Genomic DNA, 22,067 nt, shown 5'->3' with positions numbered 1-22,067 from the left:
CGGCCGGCCAAGTGCCAAGCCGTTGGGAGGAATTCACATGCGTTACATCAGCATCCGATCCGCCGGAAAAGCTCGAGCGACCCGAACCGGGCCTGCTGCCGCCGCCGGCTGACAGACCTGCCTTCCACGCCGACAACTGGAACATGGCGACCGCCAATTGCGGCGCCTGAAAGGTACTCCGACATGGAAAAACCACGTAGCAAGGCAGCGCTGTGGCTGCTGATCATTCCGTACATAGGTCTGCTCTGGCCGGCATTCTACAATCTCCGCGAGCCGTCGCTTTTCGGCTTTCCCTTCTTCTACTGGTATCAGCTTCTCTGGGTGCCGATCACCGCGACGCTGACCTGGATCGCCTATCGGAGCGTTCGCCATGACGACTGACATCAACGGCACGGCGCTTGCCGTCTTCATCTTCTTCTTCGCCCTCGTCACGGTCATGGGATTCGTCGCCAGCCGCTGGCGCAAGCCCGAGACGCTCGCCCACATCGATGAATGGGGCCTCGGCGGACGCAACTTCGGCACCTGGATCACCTGGTTCCTCGTCGGCGGCGACTTCTATACCGCTTATACCGTTATTGCCGTCCCGGCGCTGGTCTATACGGTCGGCGCCTACGGCTTCTTCGCACTGCCCTATACGATCGTTGTCTATCCCTTCGTCTTCATGGTCATGCCGGTCCTGTGGAAACGCGCCAAGGATTTCGGTTATGTCACGGCCGCCGACGTCGTTCACGGCCAGTACGGATCGCGCGGTCTCGAACTCGCGGTCGCGGCAACAGGCGTCATCGCCACCATGCCCTATATCGCCCTCCAGCTCGTCGGCATGACGGCGGTCCTGAAGGCGCTCGGGCTGCATGGCGAACTGCCGCTGGCGATCGCCTTCATCGTGCTGGCGCTCTATACTTATTCGGCGGGCCTGCGCGCCCCGGCGCTGATCGCCTTCGTCAAGGACATCATGATCTATATCGTGGTGATTGCAGCGGTCGCGCTCATCCCGTCGAAGCTCGGCGGCTATGCCAATGTCTTTGCCTCGGCCGATGCGGCCTTTCAGGCCAAGGGCGCCGGCAACCTGCTGCTCGGCGGCAACCAGTATGTCGCCTATGCCACGCTCGCTCTCGGTTCGGCGCTCGCGGCCTTCATGTATCCGCACACGCTGACCGGCATCTTTGCCTCCAACAGCGGCAAGACGATCCGCAAGAACGCGATCATGCTGCCCGCCTATACGCTGCTGCTCGGCCTGCTGGCGCTGCTCGGTTATATGGGCCATGCGGCCAATCTGAAGCTCGACAGCGCCAATGACGTCGTTCCCACCCTGTTCAAGACACTGTTTTCGGGCTGGTTCTCCGGCTTCGCCTTTGCGGCGATCGCCATCGGCGCACTGGTGCCGGCAGCGGTGATGAGCATCGGCGCCGCCAACCTCTTCACCCGCAATTTCTGGAAGGCCTATGTCGATCCCAAGGTCAGCGATGCGGGCGAAGCCAAGGTCGCGAAGGTGACGTCGCTGGTGGTGAAGGTCGGCGCACTGCTCGTCATCATCTTCCTGCCGACTCAGTTCGCCCTCGACCTGCAGCTGCTCGGCGGCATCTGGATCCTGCAAACGCTTCCGGCCCTGGTCTTCGGCCTCTACACCAACTGGTTCCGTGCGCCCGGGCTGCTGGCCGGCTGGTTCGTCGGGTTCTGCGGCGGCACCTTCCTCGTCTGGGACGCCGGCTGGAAGCCGCTGCACCTGATCAGCCTCGGCGGCGAACCCTTCACCGTCTACACCGGACTGCTGGCGCTCGCGGCAAATATCGGCGTCGCCGTCATCGTCAACGCCCTGCTACCGGCCAAGGTCCCGGCCCGGGCGTAAACCAAAAATACGAAGGGCAGCAATCGCTGCCCTTCATCACTTCATTTTCCGCAGATTGCGCGTGCGGTTCAGAACTCTTCCCAATCGCCGGCCAATGCCACGTTCCCCTGGGTAGCATTCCCCTGGAACGACCTGCCGACCTTGGCAATCATCTGGCGCGCCGGCGAAGCCACGGTCTGAGCATGCTGTGCCGCGGCGACCGGCTGCGAAATGCGCCTCGATGCCACTGCTCCACCGATGTTGAACTGACCCAGGAGCTGGAACAATGCGTCGGCTTCCTTGGCGAGTTTGTGAGCGGCGGCCGTGGCCTCTTCCACCATCGCGGCGTTCTGCTGGGTGCCCTGATCCATCCTGTTGACGGCAGTATTGATTTCCTTCAGCCCGGTCGCCTGCTCCTGCGAGGCGCCGACGATGGCGCCGACATTGCCGTCGACCTGCTGCACCTGGATCGCAATCTCCTGCAGGGCCTTCCCCGTTTCGCCAACCAGCGCGACGCCGTTTTTCACATGGCCGTTCGACGCGTTGATCAGCTCCTTGATTTCCTTTGCCGCCTTGGCGGAACGCTGCGCCAGTTCGCGCACTTCCTGGGCGACAACGGCAAAACCCTTGCCGGCTTCACCGGCGCGGGCCGCCTCGACGCCGGCGTTCAGCGCCAGCAGGTTGGTCTGGAAGGCGATCTCGTCGATGACGCCGATGATGCTGCCGATTTCGGTGGCGGAGGATTCGATCTTGCCCATCGCATCGACCGCGTCGCGGACGACACTGCCCGAGCGCTCCGCATTGTCTTTCGTCTTGCGGACGAGCTGGCCTGCCTCCTGAGCCCTGTTGCTGGAGTCGGCGACGGTGGTCGTGATCTCTTCCAGAGCCGCGGCGGTCTCCTCGACGGATGCAGCCTGCTGCTCGGTCCGCTTGGCGAGGTCATCCGAAGCGGAGCGGATCTCCTGTGCGCCGGCTGCGATGGCGCTGGCGTTCTCGGCAACCTTCTGCATGGCGGCGCGGAGCTTTTCGACCGCTGAATTGAAGTCAGCTCTGAGTTTTTCTAGAGACGGGATGAACGGCGTACCGATCTGCTGCGTGAGATCGCCATCGGCCAGCGCCTGCAATGCACTGCCAAGCTGGCCGACAGCCCGGTCCGTCTGCTCGGCAAGGGTGCGGCGTTCGTCGGCATCCTGTTCGAGCCGGTGCCGTTCCGCCACAGCCCGTCTGGCTTCCGCATCGGCTTCCCGCTCCGCCTTTGCCGAAATGGCGTCGCGCAATCCCGCTACGGCGCGGGCAAGCCTGCCGATCTCGTCGCCACGTGCTTCGAGGCGACGATCACCATCGAGATTGCCTTCTGCCATCGCCTTCAGCGACAGCTGCAGTTTTGCCAGCGGACCGACGATCGTGCGTGCGGTAATAATCGCGGCGAGGACGGAAAGAACAGCCGCGATGCCCAGCGCCGTCAGAACGATCGGCTTGAAGCCGCTCGCCGTGCCGCGGACGTCTCCGCCGATCGATTTGTTCAGTGCTTCCTGGTAGTCGATGAATTTATTGATGGCGCCGAGCCAGGCAACGAAGTCCGGCCGCGCCTGTTCGAGCAGAATTTTGCGGGCAGCCTCACCGTCACCCTTCTCCTGCAGCGCGATGATCTGGGCGACCAGGGGATTGGTTTTCGCCTGTATGTCGGCGATCTCCTTCAGGATCGACCTTTCCTGGTCCGTGGCGCCAGCCGGGGAGGCGACCATATCAGCCATGCGCTTTTCGTTTTCGGCGTAGGATGCCGCCAGCTTTTCGATCAACGCCTCGGCCGTCTTGCGCTCATCGGCAGACGTCACCAGGGTCACGTCGCGAATGGCGATCGCCCGATCATGCACGCTGCCTCGAAAATTGATGGCGAACCGTTGCTTGACGCTGTTAACGTCGTTGATCGTTTGGAGATTGCTGTTGATCTCTGCGACCTTGACCGTTGAATAGATGCTAAGGCCGGCCATCAGCAAGATCAGGAAGCTGAAGCCAAGGGCGAGACGCACCGCGATCCCGAAATTCTGAATGCTCTTCATTACCACTCTCCGTCGTATGGGAGGTTTTGATACAGGTGTCTGGACTGCCAGGATCGTTCGTCGCATCTCGTTCAAATGTGGGACCCCGTTGTCCCGAGCACCCGATAAGGCACCCCGCGCGCCGCACGTTGTCGCCTGAGCGCAGCCAGCGCATCAAGGCGTGAGGCGCCTGCGTCGTGACATGTCGATTTCATACGAGATTCGGATGCCCGGCCGCCGTCATGGCGTGGTGACGATCCCTGGGAACGTCGGCCCGATAGCTTAAAAATAAAGTGATATATTTTAGAGAATGTAAACGACGCCGAAAGGGCATCGTTCTGTCGCGCTTTTTGTATATTTCGACTGTATTTCCGCGCAAAATGTCTGATTTTCTCCACAGGGAAGAACATGTGGAGTTGCTGTGATGAAACGAAGCATATCACCTGTTGCAAAAAAGACCGCAGAATGTTCGCGGGAGCGGTGCCCGAATCATGATCTGCGGAAGCGCGAGCCGATGTTCGTGGCTTGTTAAGCGAAACTCTTTGAGAAGTTTTAGAAGTTCTCATGGACCATGCGCCGGAAAAAATGGAGCAGAGGTGGCACGACGGGCGTCTTCCGAGTCAAGGCAGGATGAGAACCTGGCAGCGCACTGGCAGGTGCTGCTGGATAGTGCCGTGCGTCTGGACTGGGAATGCCGCACCGGCGAAGCGCTCGGGGCAGGCGAGGCCGCCTATGAGGCCGCGCTCGAGGCAGGCGATGTTGCCGGGGCCCTGCGCGCCTCGCATCGGCTGGCACTTATCCATTTCAACAAGGAGAGCTTGGCGGAAGGCCTGAAGATCTGCATCCGCGCCGAAACCTGGCTGCGCTATTGCCAGGATCAGGCCGCGATCATTTCCCTGCAGTCGATCCATGGCGGCCTTCTGGTGGCGCTCGGCGATCTGGAAACCGGCTTCGCCCTGCTGACCGATTGCCAGAAGCGCACCAAGTCCTGCACGGATCCGCTCGCCAACTGGCGGGCGCGCACGGCCTATGCCGTGGCATTGTTCGATACGAAGGATTTCGACCGCGCGGCGGAGGCCGCGGCCGAAAGTCTGGACTATGCGGAGACCAGCAGTCTTGCAAAAGGCTCGGTGCTGATCGCCCGCTCGATCGCCAGCCGCATGGCGGCGCGCGCACTCGGTGAGCATCGTCTGGCAGGGCAGGAGCTCGACACCATCCTGCTGTCGCGGACGGAAGCCCAACTGCGGTCCATTCTGGCCGACGCCCAGGCGGAAAACCTGCCCTATGAGATTGCCGAGTGCCATTGCTATCTCGGGCTCCTGGCATGGACGCGCAGCGAAGACGCCGCGGCCGCCGCCCATTATATTGCCGCCATCGCCGCCTGCCGCGTCGCCGAGGACGAGGTGCTGCTGGCGGAAACCTCCTACTGGTACGCCTATCTTCTGGCCGGGCAGGGCGCTTTCGCCGAAGCCGTGTCGCTGCTTGCAGCCATCGAGGCGATGGAAGCCGCTCTGGCCACGCCCCGCATGAAACTGCGCCATTTCGACATGCGCTTCCGGATTGCCGAAATGGCCGGCGATTGGAAGGCAGCCTTCGACTATCACAAGATCTATCATGAGATGGTGATCGAGGATTACCGGCGGCTTGCCTCGGCGCGCGCCTATACAATGAAGCTTGCGCTCGACCTGGAGACGATGCGCCGCAAGGAAGACAGCGCCCGGCTGGAGCGTGAGCGCCTGCTCGAGGAAAATCTGCGGCTTGCCGCCGAACAGCGCGAGGCGGTGCTAGCCTCGCGCACCGACCCGCTGACTGGCCTCGGCAATCGGCGTGAACTGCAGCTTAGATGCAGGAATTGGGTGGAATCCGGCGTCACCCATGCAGCATTGCTGCTGTTCGACATCGACCACTTCAAACGCATCAACGACATCTTGTCTCATGCGGTCGGCGATGTCGTCCTGCGGCACGTTGCCGGACTGCTGGGCGGCATCGGGCCGGCAGGCAGTCTGGCGATCCGCATGGGCGGCGAGGAATTCCTGCTCCTGCTCCCCGGCACGACAGCCGGCGATGCCTTTGCCGATGCCGAGCGGCTGCGCCTGCGGGTGCAAGACCATGACTGGTCTGAGATAGATCCGAGGCTCGAAGTCACCTGCTCCATCGGCCTGGCGGATTGGTCCGTGACCGACAAGCTGGAGGCCGCGCTGCATATCGCGGACGCAAATCTTTACGCCGCCAAGAATGCCGGCCGTAACCGCTGCATGGCGACGCAGGCGTAACGGTTGACGCTCACCCATTACCCCGCCGGATGTCAGGCAATGGCAGGCGAGTATTCGCTGGCCGAGAAAACGTGATGATGCACCTTGCCGGTGAAAAGCTGCAGAAGCTCGCCGGTCACCTCGCGGCTCTGGAACCGGACGTCGGAAAGAAGTGCCGCGTTCACGGCCTCCATGTGAGGATAGCGAATAGCCAGGGCCATCGCATAAACAGGGGCACCCTCGTCGCGCTCCATGCCGTCCAGCACCCGGATTTCCTCCGCCCCCGGAAATTGCGTCCAGAGAGGAACGAGCCGCTGTCGCACGAAGTCGCGGAATTCCTCTTCCCGACCGGGATGGATTTCGCCCTCAAACAAAGCATAACGAATGATCATAGGTTCTCTCTTCCAAAACTCGCCGGAGCCGGATCGGTATTGATTGATGTCGGGAGTCAGGGCGTACCGGTCGATACGCCCTGCTTGATAGGCTTATTTGCCCCAGATTTTCTTGTATTGATCGCGATAGCCGTTATCGGGATCGAAGCTGTTTTTCGGTCCGCCGTCGAACTCGACGTTCGCGCTGGTCACCACATGCAGAGGCGACACATAGCCCGACCACGGGGCGCCGGCAAAGGCGCGGTTCAGCTCGTCGACGAGCTGCCAGCCCTGCAGGTTGAGCGGCTCGGCGACAGTGACGGCCTGATACTGCTTGGCGCGGATCCGCTGATAGGCGCTCTCCGAGCCGTCGCCGGCCGCGACATTCACCGGCTTTCCGTCGCCGGCAATGCCGGCCGAAGCGAGCGACGGGCCCATGAAATCGTAATAGAGGTCGTTGATCGCCAGCGAATGCGTCCACTTCGCACCGTACTTCTGCAGCAGCGAGGTGGTCAGCTGCGGCATGCGCTGCGAGGTTTCGGCGATCGGCGTGTCGACATATTCGAGCACCGTGCCGCCGAGATCTTCGATCTCCTTCTTCATGCGGTCGGCCTTGGCAATCGCGATCGCATAGGTCGAGTCGGTGAAAATGATGACTCCCGGCTTGCCGCGGGCATCGGCAAAGGCCCAATCGGCTGCGGACTTCGACACTTCCATCGCGTCGGTGGTCACATTGGCGAAAACACCGACCTCAGGAACCGGGCCGACGGCCGAGGCGGCGTGCCAGGACACCATCGGAATGCCGGCCGCCTTGGCCGCTTCCATCGCCGGCTTCTGCTCGACGGCGTCGAAGCCGTTGATGATGATGCCATCGGGCTTCAACGCCATGGCCTGGCCGAAGGCCGCCGTCCGTCCGCCGATCGAGCCGGCGCCGTCAAGCGCCTTCACCGTCCAGCCCAAAGCGCCTGCCGCTTCCTGAACGCCGTTGACGACGCCGAGAATGCCGCCGTTCTTCATATCGGCAGCAAGCATGACGATGTTCTTGCCGCTCGCACCCTTCGGGCCGCTCGTTGGGCCGTCCCAGGCGCTCACCTTGGACGCATATTTGTCGACCACTGCCTTGGCGTCAGCCATCGAATCCGCCATGGCCGGCACGCTCAGCATAAGGGCGACGGTTGCGACCGTTGCCTGCAATAAAGTCCTGCGCTTCATGTTCACTCCTCCATTTTGTTTGTTCTGAAATGCCGGGTGAGCCGGCATCCTCATTTGGATGCGGGTGTGATCCTCCTCACAGCTCCGCGCTTGCGCTGGGCGTAGCCTGCAATGCCGATGGCAATCAGCAGGGTCACGCCGTTGAACAGCGGTTCGACGAAGAACGACCCGCCGAATTGCTGAATTCCAGATATCCCGACCGCCAGGATGATAACGCCGATCAGCGTACCCCAGACGTTCACTCGGCCCGGCTTGATCGTCGTCGATCCCAGGAATGCGCCGACAAGCGCTGGCAGCAGATATTCGAGGCCGACGCTCGCCTGGCCAATGCGCAGCTTCGAGGCGAGAAGGACCCCGGTCAGAGCCGCCAACAGGCCCGATGTGACGAAGGCGCCGATCACGAATTTGCGGACCGGGATGCCATTGAGGGCGGCGGCCTTGGGATTGGCGCCGATGGCGTAGAGATAACGGCCGATCGGCAGATATTCGAGCACGATCCACATGCAGATCGCGATCAGGAGCACATAGAAGCCGGTGATCGGCAGGCCGAACAGCATGGTGCCGTTCAGCGCATAAAAGCCGTCCGGCAGGACGCCGACCACCTGCCGACCGCCGGTATGCCAAAGCGCAAGCGCGTAGAGAACGGTTCCCGTGCCGAGCGTGGCGATGAAGCTGTCGATCTTGGCGACCTCGACCAGCAGGCCGTTGATGAAGCCGGTGAGGACGCCAAGCGCGAGGACGATGAGGACGGCGACCGGCCAGGGCAGGCCGTAGGCCGTCTGCAGACTGATGGCGAGAATGTGCCAGAGCACGATGCCGTAGCCGACGGTCAGGTCGATGCGGCCCGATGCCATCGGGATCATCGCGGCGAGCGACAGAAGCGCGATGATCGCCTTGTCCGAGACGATCGAGCGGACGTTCAGCACCGTCGGAAACGTATCCGGCAGAAGGATCGAAAAGAGCACGATCAGACCGGCGGTCAGGATGACGAGCCCGTAAACCGGGATCAGGCGGCCGATCTTCTGGCCGGTGGACAGGCCGGCCATCTCGCTCTTGGTCGGCTCCAGCGCGGTGGATTCAATGGATTGCATGGCTGTTCTCCCGATGGCTCAAGCCGCTTCCGACGCCGAGGCGGCCGTGATGACCGCCTCCGTGGTCAGAGCGCTTCCACTCAGTTCGCTGACGATTTTTCCGCGCGAGAAAACCAGCGCGCGGTGGCAGATATGGGCGATTTCCTCGAAATCCGTCGAGACCACGACGACCGCGAGACCGGCTTCCAGAGCCTGGGTGATCAGGCGGTAGATTTCGGCGCGCGCGCCGATGTCGACGCCGGCGGTCGGGTCTTCGGCGACCAGCAGCTTGCGGCCGGTCGCCAGCCAGCGGCCGACGACCACCTTCTGCTGATTGCCGCCCGACAGCGCCTCCACCGGCAGATCCGGATCGTTCGGCCTGAGGCCGACGGAATGGCCGATCGCATGGGCAAGATCGGCTTCGCCACGCGGCGACAGGAAGGAGAAAATCCCGCGGCCGACAGCGCCCGGATTGAGATAGGTATTTTCCCGAATGGACAGCGACAATGCGACGGATTCCTCCGTCCGGTCACGGGCAATCAGACCGATGCCCGAGGCCATCGCCTGCCGCGGACTGGAAAGATCCGGCGCCTCGCCACGCAGCAGAACCGAGCCGTTGAAGGGCTCGCAGCCGAACAGCGCCCGGCCGATCCTTTCCTGGCCGGCGCCGCGCAATCCAACCAGTCCGAGCAGTTCACCCTCGCGGATATCGAAGGAGATCGGGCTCGTGCCGGTGCAAACGAGGTCGCGAACCTCGGCGATCGCCTTGCCGGGTTTGATCTCGGCTTTGGAAAAGAGGCTGTCACTGCTGCGGCCGATGATCATCGTCACCAGTTCGTCGGGGGTGGTCTCGCTGACCGGCTTCTGCCCGACCATGCATCCGTCGCGCAGCACGGCGACACGATCGGCGATGCGGAAAATCTCGTCGAGCCGGTGGGAAACATAGATCATGCCGACGCCGCGCTCCTTCAGGGGGCGAATGGCGTTGAACAGCCGATCGACTTCATCGGCGGGCAGGCTCGCCGTCGGCTCGTCGAGCACCAGAACATCGGCTTCGACGGCAAGCGCACGGGCGATGGCGACGAGCGATTTTTCGGTGCGCGACAGGGCCGAGACGCGCGTCGTCGGATCGAAGTCGCAGCCGACCAGTTTTAGCGCTTCCTTGGCCCGCGCCTGCGTCCTTCCCCAGTCGATCAGGCCGCTGCGCATCGAGAAGCCCTGCGACAAGCCCATATTCTCGCCGACCGTCATCCACTCGATCAGACCGAGATCCTGATGGATGAAGGCGACCGGCTGGCGCTCGTTCGGTTTCGGCGGGCGATGATGGTAGCTCTGGCCGCGAAAGAGGATGTCGCCATGATCCGGTTTGTAGATGCCGGCCAGCGTTTTGATCAGCGTCGATTTCCCGGCGCCGTTTTCGCCGAGCAGCGCCAGGATCTCGCCCTCGCGCAGATCGATCGATACGTCACGCAGCGCCTGCGTGCCGCCGAAGCTCTTGGTGATCGATTGGAACTCCAGCAGTCTCTTGGCTTCCACTGTGGCTCCTCCCAAAGCTGCAGCTGTCCTGATGAAAATATGTTATCGATAACATTCATCGATAGTCAAGCGGAAAGTGACAATCTCCAACGCCGTCGAAGATGATGTCAGTCGGCCTGCAATCCATCGAGAAGGCGCATCATCTCGGCCGAGTCCTTCGGCCCAAGACCGGCGGCGCAAAGCAGGCGGTGAATCTCGACCACCGCGCCCGTCATCGGCAGCGGCGTCTTGGTCTTCAGCGCAAAGGCCTGAAGCGAATCCAGATCCTTCAGCATATTGTCGATCCTGCCTGTCGGTGAGAAATCCCGGGCGGCGAATTTTGCCATGAATTCCTGCAATATCCGGCTGTCCGCCCTGCCGCCGGCAAGCGCTGCCGGAATGGCTGCGGGATCGACGCCGCCGGCCTCGGCGAGCTTGACGGCTTCCGCCACCGCCTGGAACAGCACGGCGCAGAACAACTGATTGATCAGCTTGGTGGTCTGCCCAGCGCCGGAGGCGCCCATCAGCGTATAATTGGCGGCAAGATGCCGCATCACCACCCGCGCACGCTCGAAATCCTCGGGGCTGCCGCCGGCCATGATCGTCAGTTTTCCGCCAAGCGCGCCAGGCACGCCGCCCGACAGCGGGCAATCCACCCATGCCATTCCCGTTTCCCCACGCAGCCGCTTCGCCATGTCGGCGGTCTCGGCAGGGTCGATAGAGGACATGTCGATCAGCAGCTTGTCGGCACTCGCCGCCGCCGCAACCCCCTTTTGGCCGAAGACGACGGCGCGCACGATGCTGGCGTGATTGAGGCTGAGAATGCAGAATTGCGACGCCGAGACGGCACTCGCCACGGAACTCGCCGCGTGAGCGCCTTTGCCCGTCAATGCCGCGACCTTTTCGGCATCGAGATCGAAGACGGAGACTTTGTGGCCGGTTTCGATCAGTCGCGTGACGATCGCCGTTCCCATGATGCCGGCGCCGATGACGGCGACGTCTGCTCGATAATCATCCTGCATGAAACCCTCCCTTGATGGCCGCGCTTTTCAGCCCCTCACAGGCCAGCGCCACCATATCATCCAAAGCCATGTCGATCGCCACCGTCACAACACCGACTTCACCGGTCGGCGGCTCCAGCGTCTGCAGCTGGCTGTCGAGCAGGGAGGCCGGCATGAAATGGCCCTGACGGGCCTGCATCCGCGACAGCAGCAGATCGCGGGATCCTTCGAGGAATACGAAGGCCAGCCGTCCGCCAGCCGCCTGCCGCAGCCTGTCCCGATAGCTTCTTTTCAGCGCCGAACACGAAATCACCAATCCCTGCGATGCGCCTTGCGCGGTCTTTATATCCGCGCCGATCCGGTCGAGCCAGGGCAGGCGGTCGTCGTCGGTGAGCGGTATGCCCTTCGCCATCTTCTCGACATTTGCGGCGGGGTGGAGTTGGTCGCCTTCCACAAACCGCATGCCATTTCGCGCGGCGACGCCCGCTCCAACCGAGGATTTGCCGCAGCCGCTGACGCCCATGACCACGACGGCCAGAGGCAGCACTTCTTTCCCGAGCTCCATCGTCGCGTCCCTGTCAGAGGCAGGTGGTGATGCCGCCATCGACATAAAGCGTGTGGCCGTTGATGAAAGACGAGCCGCGGCCCGAGAGGAAAACGGCGGCCCCCACCAGTTCCTCGACATTGCCCCAGCGTCCGGCCGGCGTCCGTTTCTCCAGCCAGGAGGAGAATTCGGGATTGTCGACGAGCGCCTGGTTGAGCGGCGTCTTGAAATAACCGGGCGCGATCGCATTGATCTGCAGGCCATGTTTGGCCCAGTCGGCGCACATGCCGCGCGTCAGGTTGCGCACCGCGCCCTTTGTCGCGGTATAGGGGGCGATGCCCGGGCGGGCCAGTTCGCTCTGCACCGAGGCGATGTTGATGATCTTGCCGTGGCCGCGGGCGATCATGGCTTTGGCAGCCGCCTGGCCGACGTAAAATACGCTCGAAATATTGGTGGTCAGCAGCAGCTCCCATTTGTCCGCCGGGAAATCTTCCAACGGCGTGCGAAACTGCATGCCGGCATTGTTGATCAGGATGTCGAGCGGGCCGATATCGGCCTCGATCGCGTCGATACCCGCTTTGGCGGCGTCCTTGCTGGTTACGTCGAAGATGGCCGCATGGGCAGTCAGTCCCTGCGCCTTGAGGCTCTCGACCGCGCGTTTAACGCTTTCGGGCGTCCGGCCGTTGATGACCACCGCGGCGCCATGCTGCGCCAGGCCCTCGGCCAGCGCATAACCGATCCCCTGGCTCGAGCCGGTGATCAGGGCAAGCTGCCCGGTCAGATCAAACAGGTTCTTCATGCAAATAACTCCTCCGGTGTCGCTGCGAATGACGGCTTATACCGCCACTTCAGGTGAAACTCACTTGACATCGCTTTTCCGGATTATATGTTATCGATAACATAATCAACTGTCAAAATGCGGGACGGAGACGGAATGCCTGAGGTAGAGATCTTGATGACCGGAGCCTATCCGGAATGGGATATGGTCGATCTGGAGGCGAAGTATCGCGTTCACCGCCTGTGGGAAGCGGCCGACAAGCAGGAACTGATTGCGAACGTCGGCAAGGATGTTCGCGCCATTGCGACGCGTGGCGAACTCGGCGCCTCCGCCGAGCTGATGAAGCAATTGCCGAAGCTGGAGATCGTCTCCTGTTATGGCGTCGGCACCGATGCCATCGACCTCACCTATGCCCGCGCCAACGGCATTCGCGTGACGAATACGCCTGACGTACTGACCGAAGACGTCGCCGATATCGCCATCGGACTGCTGCTTGCCACGGCGCGGCAGATTCCGCAGGCCGACGTTTTCGTCCGCGCCGGCCAGTGGGGCAATGTCGCCATGCCGCTGGTAACGCGCGTCGCCGGCAAGAAAGTCGGACTCGCCGGCATGGGGCGGATCGGCAAGGCGATCGCCAGGCGGGCTGCCGCTTTCGGCTGCGATATTACCTACTTCGCCCGCAACGAGCACACGGATGTTCCTTATGCCTACCAGCCGAACCTGGTGGCGCTTGCCGATTGGGCCGATTTCCTGATCGTCATCGTCCCCGGCGGGCAGGCGACGATGAAGATCATCAATGCCGAGGTACTCAAAGCGCTCGGTCCCAACGGCATGTTGATCAATGTTTCGCGCGGGACGACCGTCGATGAAGAGGCGCTGATCGCGGCCCTTCAGAACGGCACCATCCAGGCCGCCGGCCTCGACGTGTTCCTCAACGAACCGAAGATCGATGCGCGTTTCCTGACGCTGCAAAACGTGGTGTTGCAGCCCCATCATGGCTCCGGTACCGTCGAGACCCGCAAGGCCATGGGCCAGCTGGTCAGAGACAATCTCGCCGCGCATTTTGCCGGCAACCCGCTTCCAACTCCCGTGGTGTGAGGGTTTCGCTATGAAAGCCATCGTCATTCATGCCGCCAAGGATCTCAGGATCGAGGAGCGCGAGCCGGAGGTTGCCGGAGCTGGGCAGGTGGAGATCGCCATTGAAGCCGGCGGCATCTGCGGCTCCGATCTGCATTATTACAATCATGGCGGCTTCGGCACCGTTCGCCTGCGCGAGCCGATGATCCTCGGCCACGAGATCGCCGGCACGGTCAAGGCGCTGGGTGCCGGCGTGAGCGACCTTGCCGTCGGCGACCGCGTTGCGGTGTCCCCGAGCCGACCGTGCAATCATTGCCAATATTGCCTGAAGGGACAGCAGAACCACTGCCTCAACATGCGGTTTTATGGCAGCGCCATGCCGATGCCACATATTCAAGGCGGCTTTCGCCAGCGGCTGGTGGCGGAGCGCTGGCAATGCCACAAGGTTGCCGACGGCATCTCCATTCACGAGGCGGCCTTCGCCGAGCCCTTTGCCGTGACGCTGCATGCGGCCAGCCGCGCTGGGTCGCTGCTGGGTAAACGCGTGCTCGTCACCGGCTGCGGCCCGATCGGCATGCTGGCGATCGTTGCGGCGCGGGTTCTCGGCGCCCGCGAAATCGTCGCGACCGATGTGACCGACAGCGTCCTGGCGATTGCCCGCACCAGCGGCGCAGATCGAACGATCAATGTTGCCACGCATGCCGCCGACCTGGCAGCCTACGGCGCGGACAAGGGATATTTCGACGTCATGTTCGAAGCGTCGGGCAATGAGCGGGCAGTGCGCGCCGGTCTGGAGGCGCTGAAACCCCGTGCCGTCCTCGTGCAGCTCGGCCTTGGCGGCGACGTCTCCATCCCGCAGAACATGATCGTCGCCAAGGAAATCGAGATGCGCGGAACATTCCGCTTTCACGAGGAATTTGCGCTCGCTGTCGAGCTGATCAACGCGCGCCGCGTCGACCTGAAGCCGCTGCTCACAGGTGTTTTTGCCATTGAAGAGGCTGTCGCCGCCTTCGAACTGGCGAGCGACCGCAGCAAGTCGATGAAAGTGCAGATCGCCTTCTGACAAGGTCTCGACTATCGGACGCCGCGATCCGTGCTTTCGCGCAGGACGACCCTGTAGCTGGTCAACGTGATCTCGTCGCCGGTCGTCTCGCTGCCCGCCTGCAGGGCGTCCAGCAGGCGGACGGCGGCCTGGCGGCCGATGCCGTAACAGTCGACATTGATTGTGGTGATGCTGGGATGACAGATCGACGAGATCTCGTAATCGCCGAAACCGGCAATGGCGATATCTTCAGGCACACGCATCCCCCTGCGCTTGCACTCCATGATCGCGCCGAAGGCGGACAGGTCGGAAACGCAGAGAACGACTTCCGTGTCCGGCCAGCGCTCCAGGAGGCTCACGATCGCCTGGCCGCCCTGTTCCATGGTGATCGGCGGCACACCGAAGGAAATCGCCCGGCCCGGTCCGAGGCCCAGTTCTTCGACAGTCTTCAGGAAACCGCTTCGCCGCTGGCTGCCGCGCGTATCGCGCGCCGTCGTACCGCCGATATAACCGAACCTGCGATAGCCCTGGCTGGCAAGCGTCCGCACCAGCAGCGACATCGCCTCGCTGTTGGAAAAGCCGACGACATGATTGATCGGCTCCTCCGGAATTTCCCAGGTTTCAACCACCGGAATGCCGGCCTTATCAAGCATGCGCCGCGCCCGGTCGGTATGCGAGCCGCCGGTGAGGATGATGCCCTCGGGACGCCGGCGCAGCATCGCTTCGATCAGCTTTTCCTCCTTCTCGGCGGCATAATCGGTATAGCCGAGCAGAAGCTGAAGACCGGTATTCTCCAGCGCATCGGTAATGCCGCGTGCGGTGTCGGAAAAATTCGAATTGTTGATGGAGGGCACCAGCGCCGCGATGAAGCCGCTGCGCCGCGAGGAAAGACTGCCGGCCGAAAGGTCGAGCACGTAGCCGAGCGCATCGACCGCTTCCATGATGCGCTTGCGCGTCTCTTCGGAAACACTCGCATCCTGGCGAAAGGCGCGCGAAACGGTCATGGCCGATACGCCGACATATTTGGCGACCTCAGCCATCGTCAGCTTTTGGGCGTCTCCTCCCTTGAGGCGCTTGTCTTTTGGCTCATCCTCGTTTTTCACTGGTCTCCGCCCTTAAAACAGCTTCCGAGTTGGCAACTTGGGATACGATAAAGTTATCGCTATCATCGCACAATCAATATTATTACTGAAATGCTGCGTTCCACAGTCCATCGATCTCTATACGAAGGTCGCGAAGCAGGGCAGAATGGTATCGATAACAATTTGAGACGAGGAGGCATCATGTTCGGGGAAATCGAGGGTACGGGGTTCGAGGTTCTCGACCCGCGCTTTGAAAGCTGCTTCGTCGACCATGCCCGCGTCGAGCGGCTTTGGACGGGCGGCCGCTGGCTGGAGGGACCGGCCTGGTTTGCCGCCGGGCGCTACCTGGTCTTCTCGGATATCCCCAACAATCGCATGATGCGCTACGATGATACCAGCGGCCAGACGTCGGTCTTCCGCTCACCCAGCAACAACTCCAACGGTAACACGGTCGACAATCAGGGACGGCTGATCACTTGCGAGCATCTGGCGCGCCGTGTCACGCGCACCGATTTCGACGGCGGGATCAGCGTGCTGGCGGATCGGATCGCGGGCAAACGGCTCAATTCGCCGAACGACGTCACCGTGAAGTCCGACGGCACCGTCTGGTTCACCGACCCGAGCTACGGCATTCTCCACGACTACGAGGGCGACTACGGCGAGGAGGAAATCGGCGGATGCCACGTCTACCGGCACGACCCGGCAACATGCGCAACCGAGCGGGTGGCGTCCGATTTCGTCAAGCCGAACGGGCTGGCGTTCTCCCCCGACGAAACAGTGCTCTATATCGCCGATACCGGGGCATCGCACCTGTCCGGCGGTCCGCGCCATATCAGAAAGCTCGCCGTGTCCGATGCCGGCAAGCTGAGCGATCTCGGCATTTTTGCCGAATGCACCGCGGGCTTTTTCGATGGTTTTCGCGTCGATCGGAAGGGAAGAATCTGGACGAGCGCCGGCGACGGTGTGCACTGCTATGACCCGGATGGCACGCTGATCGGCAAGATCCATATTCCCGAGATCGTCTCCAACGTCGCTTTCGGCGGCGAGAAACGGAACCGCCTCTTCATCACCGCAACCACGTCGCTCTACGCCGTATATCTCACGGCTAATGGCTCCAGGCCGGGATAGCACACGCATCGTCCCGTTCTTGGGTAGGCTTGATGGAAAATCAGCCCACGACCTGTGTTAATGTATGCTCTGCTCAAGCTATAGGCTGATATTTTTACCTTGTGCATCAGTCTATAGACTGATATTTATTAACGTCAGATCAGCCTATAATATGATTTCGGGGCAAGAGTGTCGTGATGAAGGGCGAGGTGCGGAAACGAGCGCGGAAACGGCTTGATGAACGTCTTAGTGTGCTGCAGCCTGCGGAAAACTTCCGAGCGCCCCCTAAAGGTTGGGTTCGCGCATTGCGAGATGCACTCGGCATGACCGGAGCGCAACTCGGTTCCAGGATGGGGATCCGGCCGCAGACAGTGGAAACGATCGAGAAGTCGGAGGCATCAGGCACGATCCAACTTGGCACCTTGCGCCGCGCAGCCGAGGCGCTCGACTGCACGCTCGTCTACGCGCTGGTCCCGAATACATCGCTCGAGATTGCGCTCAATGCGCGGGCGAGAAAGATCGCTTTGCGCGAACTTCAGCGGGTCGCACATACGATGCGCCTGGAGGCGCAGGGAACCGACGACGCCGATCTTGAGTCCCGTATCCAGGCCTACATCCGTGACCAGCTTTCCGAGCGCGATCTCTGGTCAGAGAAATGACTGACCTCTTCCAGGAACCCGAGGACGCAACACCGCTTGAACCGCAGGAACGCGAGGGCCTGCTTCAGAGCTGGGTCACGCATCGAAACGACCTCAACGAGGCCGAACAGGAAAACATCGTCAAGGGCGCAGCCTGGGTCCGCGGACGACGACGCATACCGGTCGACAGAATGCTGACGGAAGACTTCATGCGCACGTTGCACCGCCGCATGTTTGGTGAGGTTTGGCAATGGGCAGGTCACTTCCGTGCGACGGAGCGTAACATTGGTGTTGAGGCCTACCGCATCCCGGTCGAGCTCGCGGCCTTGCTTGCCGACGTAAGATACTGGATCGAGCATGAGGCCTTCGCCGCGGACGAGATTGCAATCCCATTCCACCATCGTCTGGTCTCCATCCACCCCTTCCCAAACGGCAACGGGCGCCATGCGCGACTGGCGGCCGATCTTCTCGTGGGAAAGATGAACAAAGAGCCCTTTAGTTGGGGAGCGGGAGCCTCAGCGACATGGGCGAGCTGCGCAGGTGCTATGTCGCAGCACTTCAGGCCGCCGACAATCACGACATCGGTCCTCTTCTCGAATTTGCCCGCAGTTGAACTGCGAAGCTCCCATACTTCTAAAAATCCAGCTTGATCTTCAAACAACCCGCAGCAAAAGCCGCCTTTCTCGGGCGGCTTCTGCTGCGGTTCTTCCTCCGTTATCGCTGGCTGAGTCCGTCAGCCAACCTGATGAGACCGAGGAAATCCGATCTGTAGCCGAAGGGATCCGCCCCCCGCGATGCCGCAGCGAGATCGGCAATCGCTTGATAGGAATAGGCATCGAGGGCGCTGGTGCGGCTCAATTTCTGGCCGAAGGCGGCGACGGCCACCGAGAAGCGAACGTCCTCAGGCGCGGCGTCGATGGTGGCGACCGCGTTGCCGTCACCGACCGGCGTGGTGATCAGGGCGCTCTTTTCTTCGCCCGGCCGCTTGTAGCGCATCTTGACGAAGGCGAACTCGCCCTGATGCGCGCTGCCCGATGCCTCGGCCGGCGCCTTGCTGGGTACGCCGTAACGCAGGTCATCATTCATGACCGCGGGGCTTCCCTTGGGCGTGATCTCGTAGATCGCCGTGACGCTGTGGCCGGAGCCGATATCGCCGGCATCGACGCGGTCATTGTTGAAGTCCTCGCGTTTGAGGGCGCGCGTCTCATAACCGATCAGCCGGTATTCAGCGATCCGTTCCGGGTTGAACTCGACCTGGAACTTGACGTCCTTGGCGATCGGAAACAGCGTCGATCCGGCTTCTTCGACCAAGGTCTTCTGCGCCTCCCCCAGGGTGTCGATATAGGCGGCGCTGCCATTGCCGTTCTGGGCGAGCGTCTGCATCAGGGAATCGTTGAGATTGCCGCGGCCGAAGCCGAGAACGGTCAGGAAGATGCCGTCCTTGCGTTTCTCCTCGATGATGCGTTTCAGATCCTCGTCGCTCGACGGGCCGACATTGAAGTCGCCGTCCGTCGCCAGCATCACCCGGTTGACGCCGTCCTTGACGAAAGCCTTTTTGGCAAGATCGTAGGCCGCCTCGATGCCCTCCGCGCCGCCGGTCGAGCCTCCAGCCTCCAGCCTGTCGATCGCCGACAGGATCTTCGATTTCTCTGCCACCCGCGTCGGCTCGAGCACCGTGCCGGCGTTGCCGGCATAGGTGACGATCGACACGGTGTCGTCGGCCTTCAGCCTGTTGACCAGCAGCCGGAAGGCGCTCTTCAGCAGCGGCAGCTTGTCCGGTTCGTCCATCGAGCCCGAGACGTCGATCAGAAAGACGAGATTGGCGTGCGGCGCGGTCGCCGGCGCGATGTCATAACCCTTGATCGCCACGTGCATCAGTTCCGTGTCGTGGTTCCACGGGGTCGGCATCACCGTCACGGTCGCCTTGAAAGGCTGGTCGGCCTTCTCGGGACCCGGCCAGTCATAGGGGAAATAATTGATCATCTCTTCGACGCGAACCGATTGCGGATCCGGCATCGCCCCGCCGGTGAGCGACCGGCGGACAAAGGAATAGGAAGCGCTGTCGACATCGGCGGAGAAGGTCGAAACCGGATCCGTCGCGACACTCTTGATCGGATTAGCCGCGGCATTGGCAAAGCGTTCGCGGCTGGGATCGAGCTGAATCTGCATACGCCCATCTGCTGGCGGAACAGGCGAGGGGGCAACGGCCATCGGTTCAGCCAACAGCTGGCCCTGAGCAACCACACCAGGAGCGGCCGGCGCAGCACGTTTGGCCATGCCAAGAGCCGCCACGGAATCCTCCGACTTGCTCTTGAGAGCGGCGATTTCGCCTGCATCGAATTCAGCGCGCAACTCCGCAGCGGACTTTGCCGCCTGAGGCTCCTTGTCCTGCAAGATTTGAGCGCTATCAGCCGCCGACGATTGAGCCGGCCGATTCTCTTCGGCCGGCGCTTCGGAAAGCCGAGGTTCGGACGGTTTCGGCACTTCATTTTTCGAAACGGTGCCGGCGATCTTCTCCTGGTCGACGATCGGTTGGTTGCGGGCCAGCTCGAAGGTGAGATAACCGGCGGCGGGAATGACGAGCAGCGTCGCAAGGGCTGAACCGGCGAGGAATTTCTTATTCACAGCAGGGCTCCATATCCAGTTGATGATGGAGCTTGGACGCCAGCCTTTGGCATTTCCTTGGGCTGCCGCTGCATTATTTTCTGCGCTGTCGAAGGCCTGCATCGCCGCGGCAAGGGCGCGGGCTCGCGCCTGCGGATCAACGGCCGGTGGGGTGAGGCGGGAGAGTTTTTCGAGTTCCTTGTCCATCATACCTCTTCCTTGCCGAACATGGCCTTCAGCCGCTTGCGCGCCTCGTGGACCTGCCAGGAGACAGTCGCCTCCGAGCAGCCCATGACATCGGCGGCAGCCGAATGGCTGAGGCCTTCGCCATAGACGAGCAGCACGGCGTCGCATTGCCGTTCCGGCAAAGCGCGCACGGCCGCCCATAAAGCGCTTGATATCTCGTTGTCGTCTCCGCCCGGCGCATCCGCCTGCGGTTCGGCCGCATAGGCGCGGAACGTCTGCTGCTCTCGTGCGCGTTTGCGTCTGTGATCGCGAGCGGCGTTCAGCGTCAGCGTATAAAGCCATGTCCTGAAGCTGCTGGCGCCGCGAAAGCCGCGGATGGCGGCGCCGATTTTGACGCAGACCTCCTGGGCGATATCGTCCGCATCGGTGGAATTGCCCGACCATCGCCACGCCGTCGCGCGGACGAAATCATAATGGCGCGAGACCAGTTGCCCGAAGGCCTCCCTGTCGCCGCGCTGTGCTCGTTCTATGAGCTCCGCATCCAATGCGCACCTACCCCCAAGCTATCAAGCAAGATGCTATTTCAGGATTGAGACGTTTCTCCGAGGGCTTTCCTTTGGGTCGTCGCCGAAAATTTATCGGATCTTTTTGGAAAAAGCGGCAAAGCCCTGGAAATGCGAGTCAAAATAAGAAGGCATCGCGACATACATGGGTCGCGGCCAGACAGATTGCCTCCACCGCAAAGGGGCATGATGGACGCAGAGTCGGCCAAGGGCATGATCCGCATGTCCAAAATCGAAAGGACCCTCAATGTCCGCTCCATCGCCTGCCCCCACCGAAAAGGGCATTCTGCAGTTTCTCCAGATTTGCGATAGCTTCTATCCCGCAGATGCCGTCGAAGCGCCGGTCGAGCAGCAGCGGCATTGGTACGATGCTCTTTGTGCGCGCTTCGACCGCCCGCTGCCCCCGGATATGTTCTTTGCGGACGGCATGGTTCAGCGCATACCGATCCGGCGCTATCGTCCGCGGAAAATCATCACGCGGACTGTTCTGCTTTATATCCATGGCGGCGGCTTCGTTGTCGGTTCGCTTGAGAGCCATCACGCCATCTGCGCCGAGATCGCTGATTTTGCCGGCGCCGAACTCGTTTCCGTCGATTACCGGCTGGCCCCTGAATATCGCTGGCCGGCGCAGACGGATGACGGCTTCGCCGTGCTCAAACATCTGCTTGCCGCCAGCAACAAAGTCGTGCTGATCGGTGACAGCGCCGGCGGCAATCTTGCAGCGGGCCTTGCCTTGCGGGCGCGCAATGAGGAGCTATCGGGCGTCGTCGGCCAGGTGCTGATCTACCCTAGCCTCGGCGGCGACCTCAATGCGGGGTCTTATGTGGAAATGACCGCGGCACCCGGCCTGACGACGGCCGATGTCGCCTATTATCGCGAGATCCTGCGGGCACCTGAAGGAAGTGAAATCGCCGAGCCGCTGCAGGCAGCTTCGCTCGTCGGACTGCCGCCGGCCTTCATCACCGTCGCGCATTTCGATCCGCTTCGCGATGACGGCCGGCACTATGCCGCCCGGCTGACCGCGGAGGGTATCGAAGTCTGGTTCCGGGAGGAGCCGCAGATGGTGCATGCCTGGCTGCGCGCCCGCCACATGAGTGATGGCGCGCGCGACGGCTTCCGCGCTGTCTGCGAGGCCGTCAGGCATTTCGCGATGCTATGACG

The 22,067-nt window shown here is 62.0% G+C and carries 19 protein-coding genes and 1 pseudogene; 9 read left to right on the top strand and 11 right to left on the bottom strand.

The features are described 5' to 3' along the window. Positions 1-183 precede the first annotated feature (183 nt). Positions 184-381 (top strand): DUF3311 domain-containing protein, encoded by a 198-nt coding sequence (locus tag EFD56_RS15595; RefSeq protein ID WP_003591841.1) that lies wholly within the window; start codon positions 184-186, stop codon positions 379-381. Next, a complete protein-coding gene (gene mctP, locus EFD56_RS15590) occupies positions 371-1,846 on the top strand; it encodes a monocarboxylate uptake permease MctP (protein WP_064811896.1) in 1,476 nt (491 codons plus the stop codon). Before EFD56_RS15595 ends, mctP begins: the two co-directional genes overlap by 11 nt. Positions 1,847-1,914: 68 nt before the next feature. On the opposite strand, the gene EFD56_RS15585 is transcribed toward mctP, so the two are convergent. Then, entirely contained in the window at positions 1,915-3,885 is a 1,971-nt protein-coding gene (locus EFD56_RS15585; RefSeq protein WP_126905706.1) for a HAMP domain-containing methyl-accepting chemotaxis protein, read from the bottom strand. 653 nt (positions 3,886-4,538) lie between these two features. On the opposite strand from EFD56_RS15585, the gene EFD56_RS15580 reads away from it, so the two are divergent. Then, on the top strand, positions 4,539-6,137 hold the full coding sequence (locus EFD56_RS15580; RefSeq protein WP_245440596.1) for a GGDEF domain-containing protein: 1,599 nt from the start codon (positions 4,539-4,541) through the stop codon (positions 6,135-6,137). 32 nt (positions 6,138-6,169) lie between these two features. Here EFD56_RS15580 and EFD56_RS15575 read toward each other — a convergent pair whose 3' ends face one another. The 7 genes from EFD56_RS15575 to EFD56_RS15545 form a co-directional block, all read right to left on the bottom strand. After that, positions 6,170-6,508: a hypothetical protein gene (locus tag EFD56_RS15575; protein WP_004670767.1), complete on the bottom strand. Its 339-nt coding sequence runs from the start codon at positions 6,506-6,508 to the stop codon at positions 6,170-6,172. A 93-nt stretch (positions 6,509-6,601) separates the two neighbouring features. Continuing rightward, positions 6,602-7,699 carry an ABC transporter substrate-binding protein gene (locus EFD56_RS15570; RefSeq protein ID WP_126905704.1) on the bottom strand — a complete coding sequence of 366 codons (1,098 nt, stop codon included), beginning with the start codon at positions 7,697-7,699 and terminating at the stop codon, positions 6,602-6,604. 50 nt (positions 7,700-7,749) lie between these two features. After that, entirely contained in the window at positions 7,750-8,790 is a 1,041-nt protein-coding gene (locus tag EFD56_RS15565) for an ABC transporter permease (protein ID WP_126905703.1), read from the bottom strand. A gap of 18 nt (positions 8,791-8,808) precedes the next feature. Next, positions 8,809-10,305, bottom strand: coding sequence for a sugar ABC transporter ATP-binding protein (locus tag EFD56_RS15560; RefSeq protein ID WP_126905702.1), 1,497 nt, complete (start codon positions 10,303-10,305; stop codon positions 8,809-8,811). Between the two features lie 107 nt (positions 10,306-10,412). Further along, positions 10,413-11,306, bottom strand: a complete 894-nt coding sequence (locus EFD56_RS15555) for an NAD(P)-dependent oxidoreductase (protein WP_126905701.1) — start codon at positions 11,304-11,306, stop codon at positions 10,413-10,415. Then, positions 11,296-11,850: a gluconokinase gene (locus EFD56_RS15550; RefSeq protein WP_126905824.1), complete on the bottom strand. Its 555-nt coding sequence runs from the start codon at positions 11,848-11,850 to the stop codon at positions 11,296-11,298. Before EFD56_RS15550 ends, EFD56_RS15555 begins: the two co-directional genes overlap by 11 nt. A gap of 13 nt (positions 11,851-11,863) precedes the next feature. After that, positions 11,864-12,628, bottom strand: coding sequence for an SDR family oxidoreductase (locus EFD56_RS15545; RefSeq protein ID WP_064826033.1), 765 nt, complete (start codon positions 12,626-12,628; stop codon positions 11,864-11,866). A gap of 135 nt (positions 12,629-12,763) precedes the next feature. Between EFD56_RS15545 and EFD56_RS15540 the strand changes: the two genes are divergently transcribed. Both EFD56_RS15540 and EFD56_RS15535 read left to right on the top strand, forming a co-directional pair. Beyond that, positions 12,764-13,705, top strand: coding sequence for a 2-hydroxyacid dehydrogenase (locus EFD56_RS15540; protein WP_037146593.1), 942 nt, complete (start codon positions 12,764-12,766; stop codon positions 13,703-13,705). 10 nt (positions 13,706-13,715) lie between these two features. Beyond that, positions 13,716-14,747, top strand: coding sequence for an L-idonate 5-dehydrogenase (locus EFD56_RS15535; RefSeq protein ID WP_126905700.1), 1,032 nt, complete (start codon positions 13,716-13,718; stop codon positions 14,745-14,747). Positions 14,748-14,758: 11 nt separating this feature from the next. Here EFD56_RS15535 and EFD56_RS15530 read toward each other — a convergent pair whose 3' ends face one another. Further along, positions 14,759-15,829 carry a LacI family DNA-binding transcriptional regulator gene (locus EFD56_RS15530; protein WP_126905699.1) on the bottom strand — a complete coding sequence of 357 codons (1,071 nt, stop codon included), beginning with the start codon at positions 15,827-15,829 and terminating at the stop codon, positions 14,759-14,761. Positions 15,830-16,009: 180 nt separating this feature from the next. Between EFD56_RS15530 and EFD56_RS15525 the strand changes: the two genes are divergently transcribed. From EFD56_RS15525 to EFD56_RS15515, 3 genes and pseudogenes are all read left to right on the top strand, one after another. Then, entirely contained in the window at positions 16,010-16,936 is a 927-nt protein-coding gene (locus EFD56_RS15525; RefSeq protein ID WP_126905698.1) for an SMP-30/gluconolactonase/LRE family protein, read from the top strand. Positions 16,937-17,112: 176 nt separating this feature from the next. Further along, on the top strand, positions 17,113-17,574 hold the full coding sequence (locus tag EFD56_RS15520) for a mobile mystery protein A (protein WP_126905697.1): 462 nt from the start codon (positions 17,113-17,115) through the stop codon (positions 17,572-17,574). Then, positions 17,571-18,166: pseudogene (locus tag EFD56_RS15515) on the top strand (mobile mystery protein B). The gene EFD56_RS15520 and the pseudogene EFD56_RS15515 overlap by 4 nt, the downstream one beginning before the upstream one ends. 101 nt (positions 18,167-18,267) lie before the next feature. Here EFD56_RS15515 and EFD56_RS15510 read toward each other — a convergent pair. Beyond that, entirely contained in the window at positions 18,268-20,367 is a 2,100-nt protein-coding gene (locus tag EFD56_RS15510) for a vWA domain-containing protein (RefSeq protein ID WP_126905696.1), read from the bottom strand. Further along, entirely contained in the window at positions 20,364-20,888 is a 525-nt protein-coding gene (locus tag EFD56_RS15505) for an RNA polymerase sigma factor (RefSeq protein WP_126905695.1), read from the bottom strand. The genes EFD56_RS15510 and EFD56_RS15505 overlap by 4 nt, the downstream gene beginning before the upstream one ends. 265 nt (positions 20,889-21,153) lie before the next feature. On the opposite strand from EFD56_RS15505, the gene EFD56_RS15500 reads away from it, so the two are divergent. Further along, the gene (locus tag EFD56_RS15500; protein WP_126905694.1) at positions 21,154-22,065 is read left to right on the top strand and encodes an alpha/beta hydrolase; all 912 of its coding nucleotides are present in this window, start codon (positions 21,154-21,156) and stop codon (positions 22,063-22,065) included. Positions 22,066-22,067: the final 2 nt, after the last annotated feature.

This window comes from Rhizobium phaseoli (genome assembly GCF_003985125.1).
GTDB lineage: Bacteria > Pseudomonadota > Alphaproteobacteria > Rhizobiales > Rhizobiaceae > Rhizobium > Rhizobium phaseoli.
The sequence above is the reverse complement of the archived record's forward strand: the minus strand, read 5'-3'. Positions and strand labels throughout refer to the sequence as shown.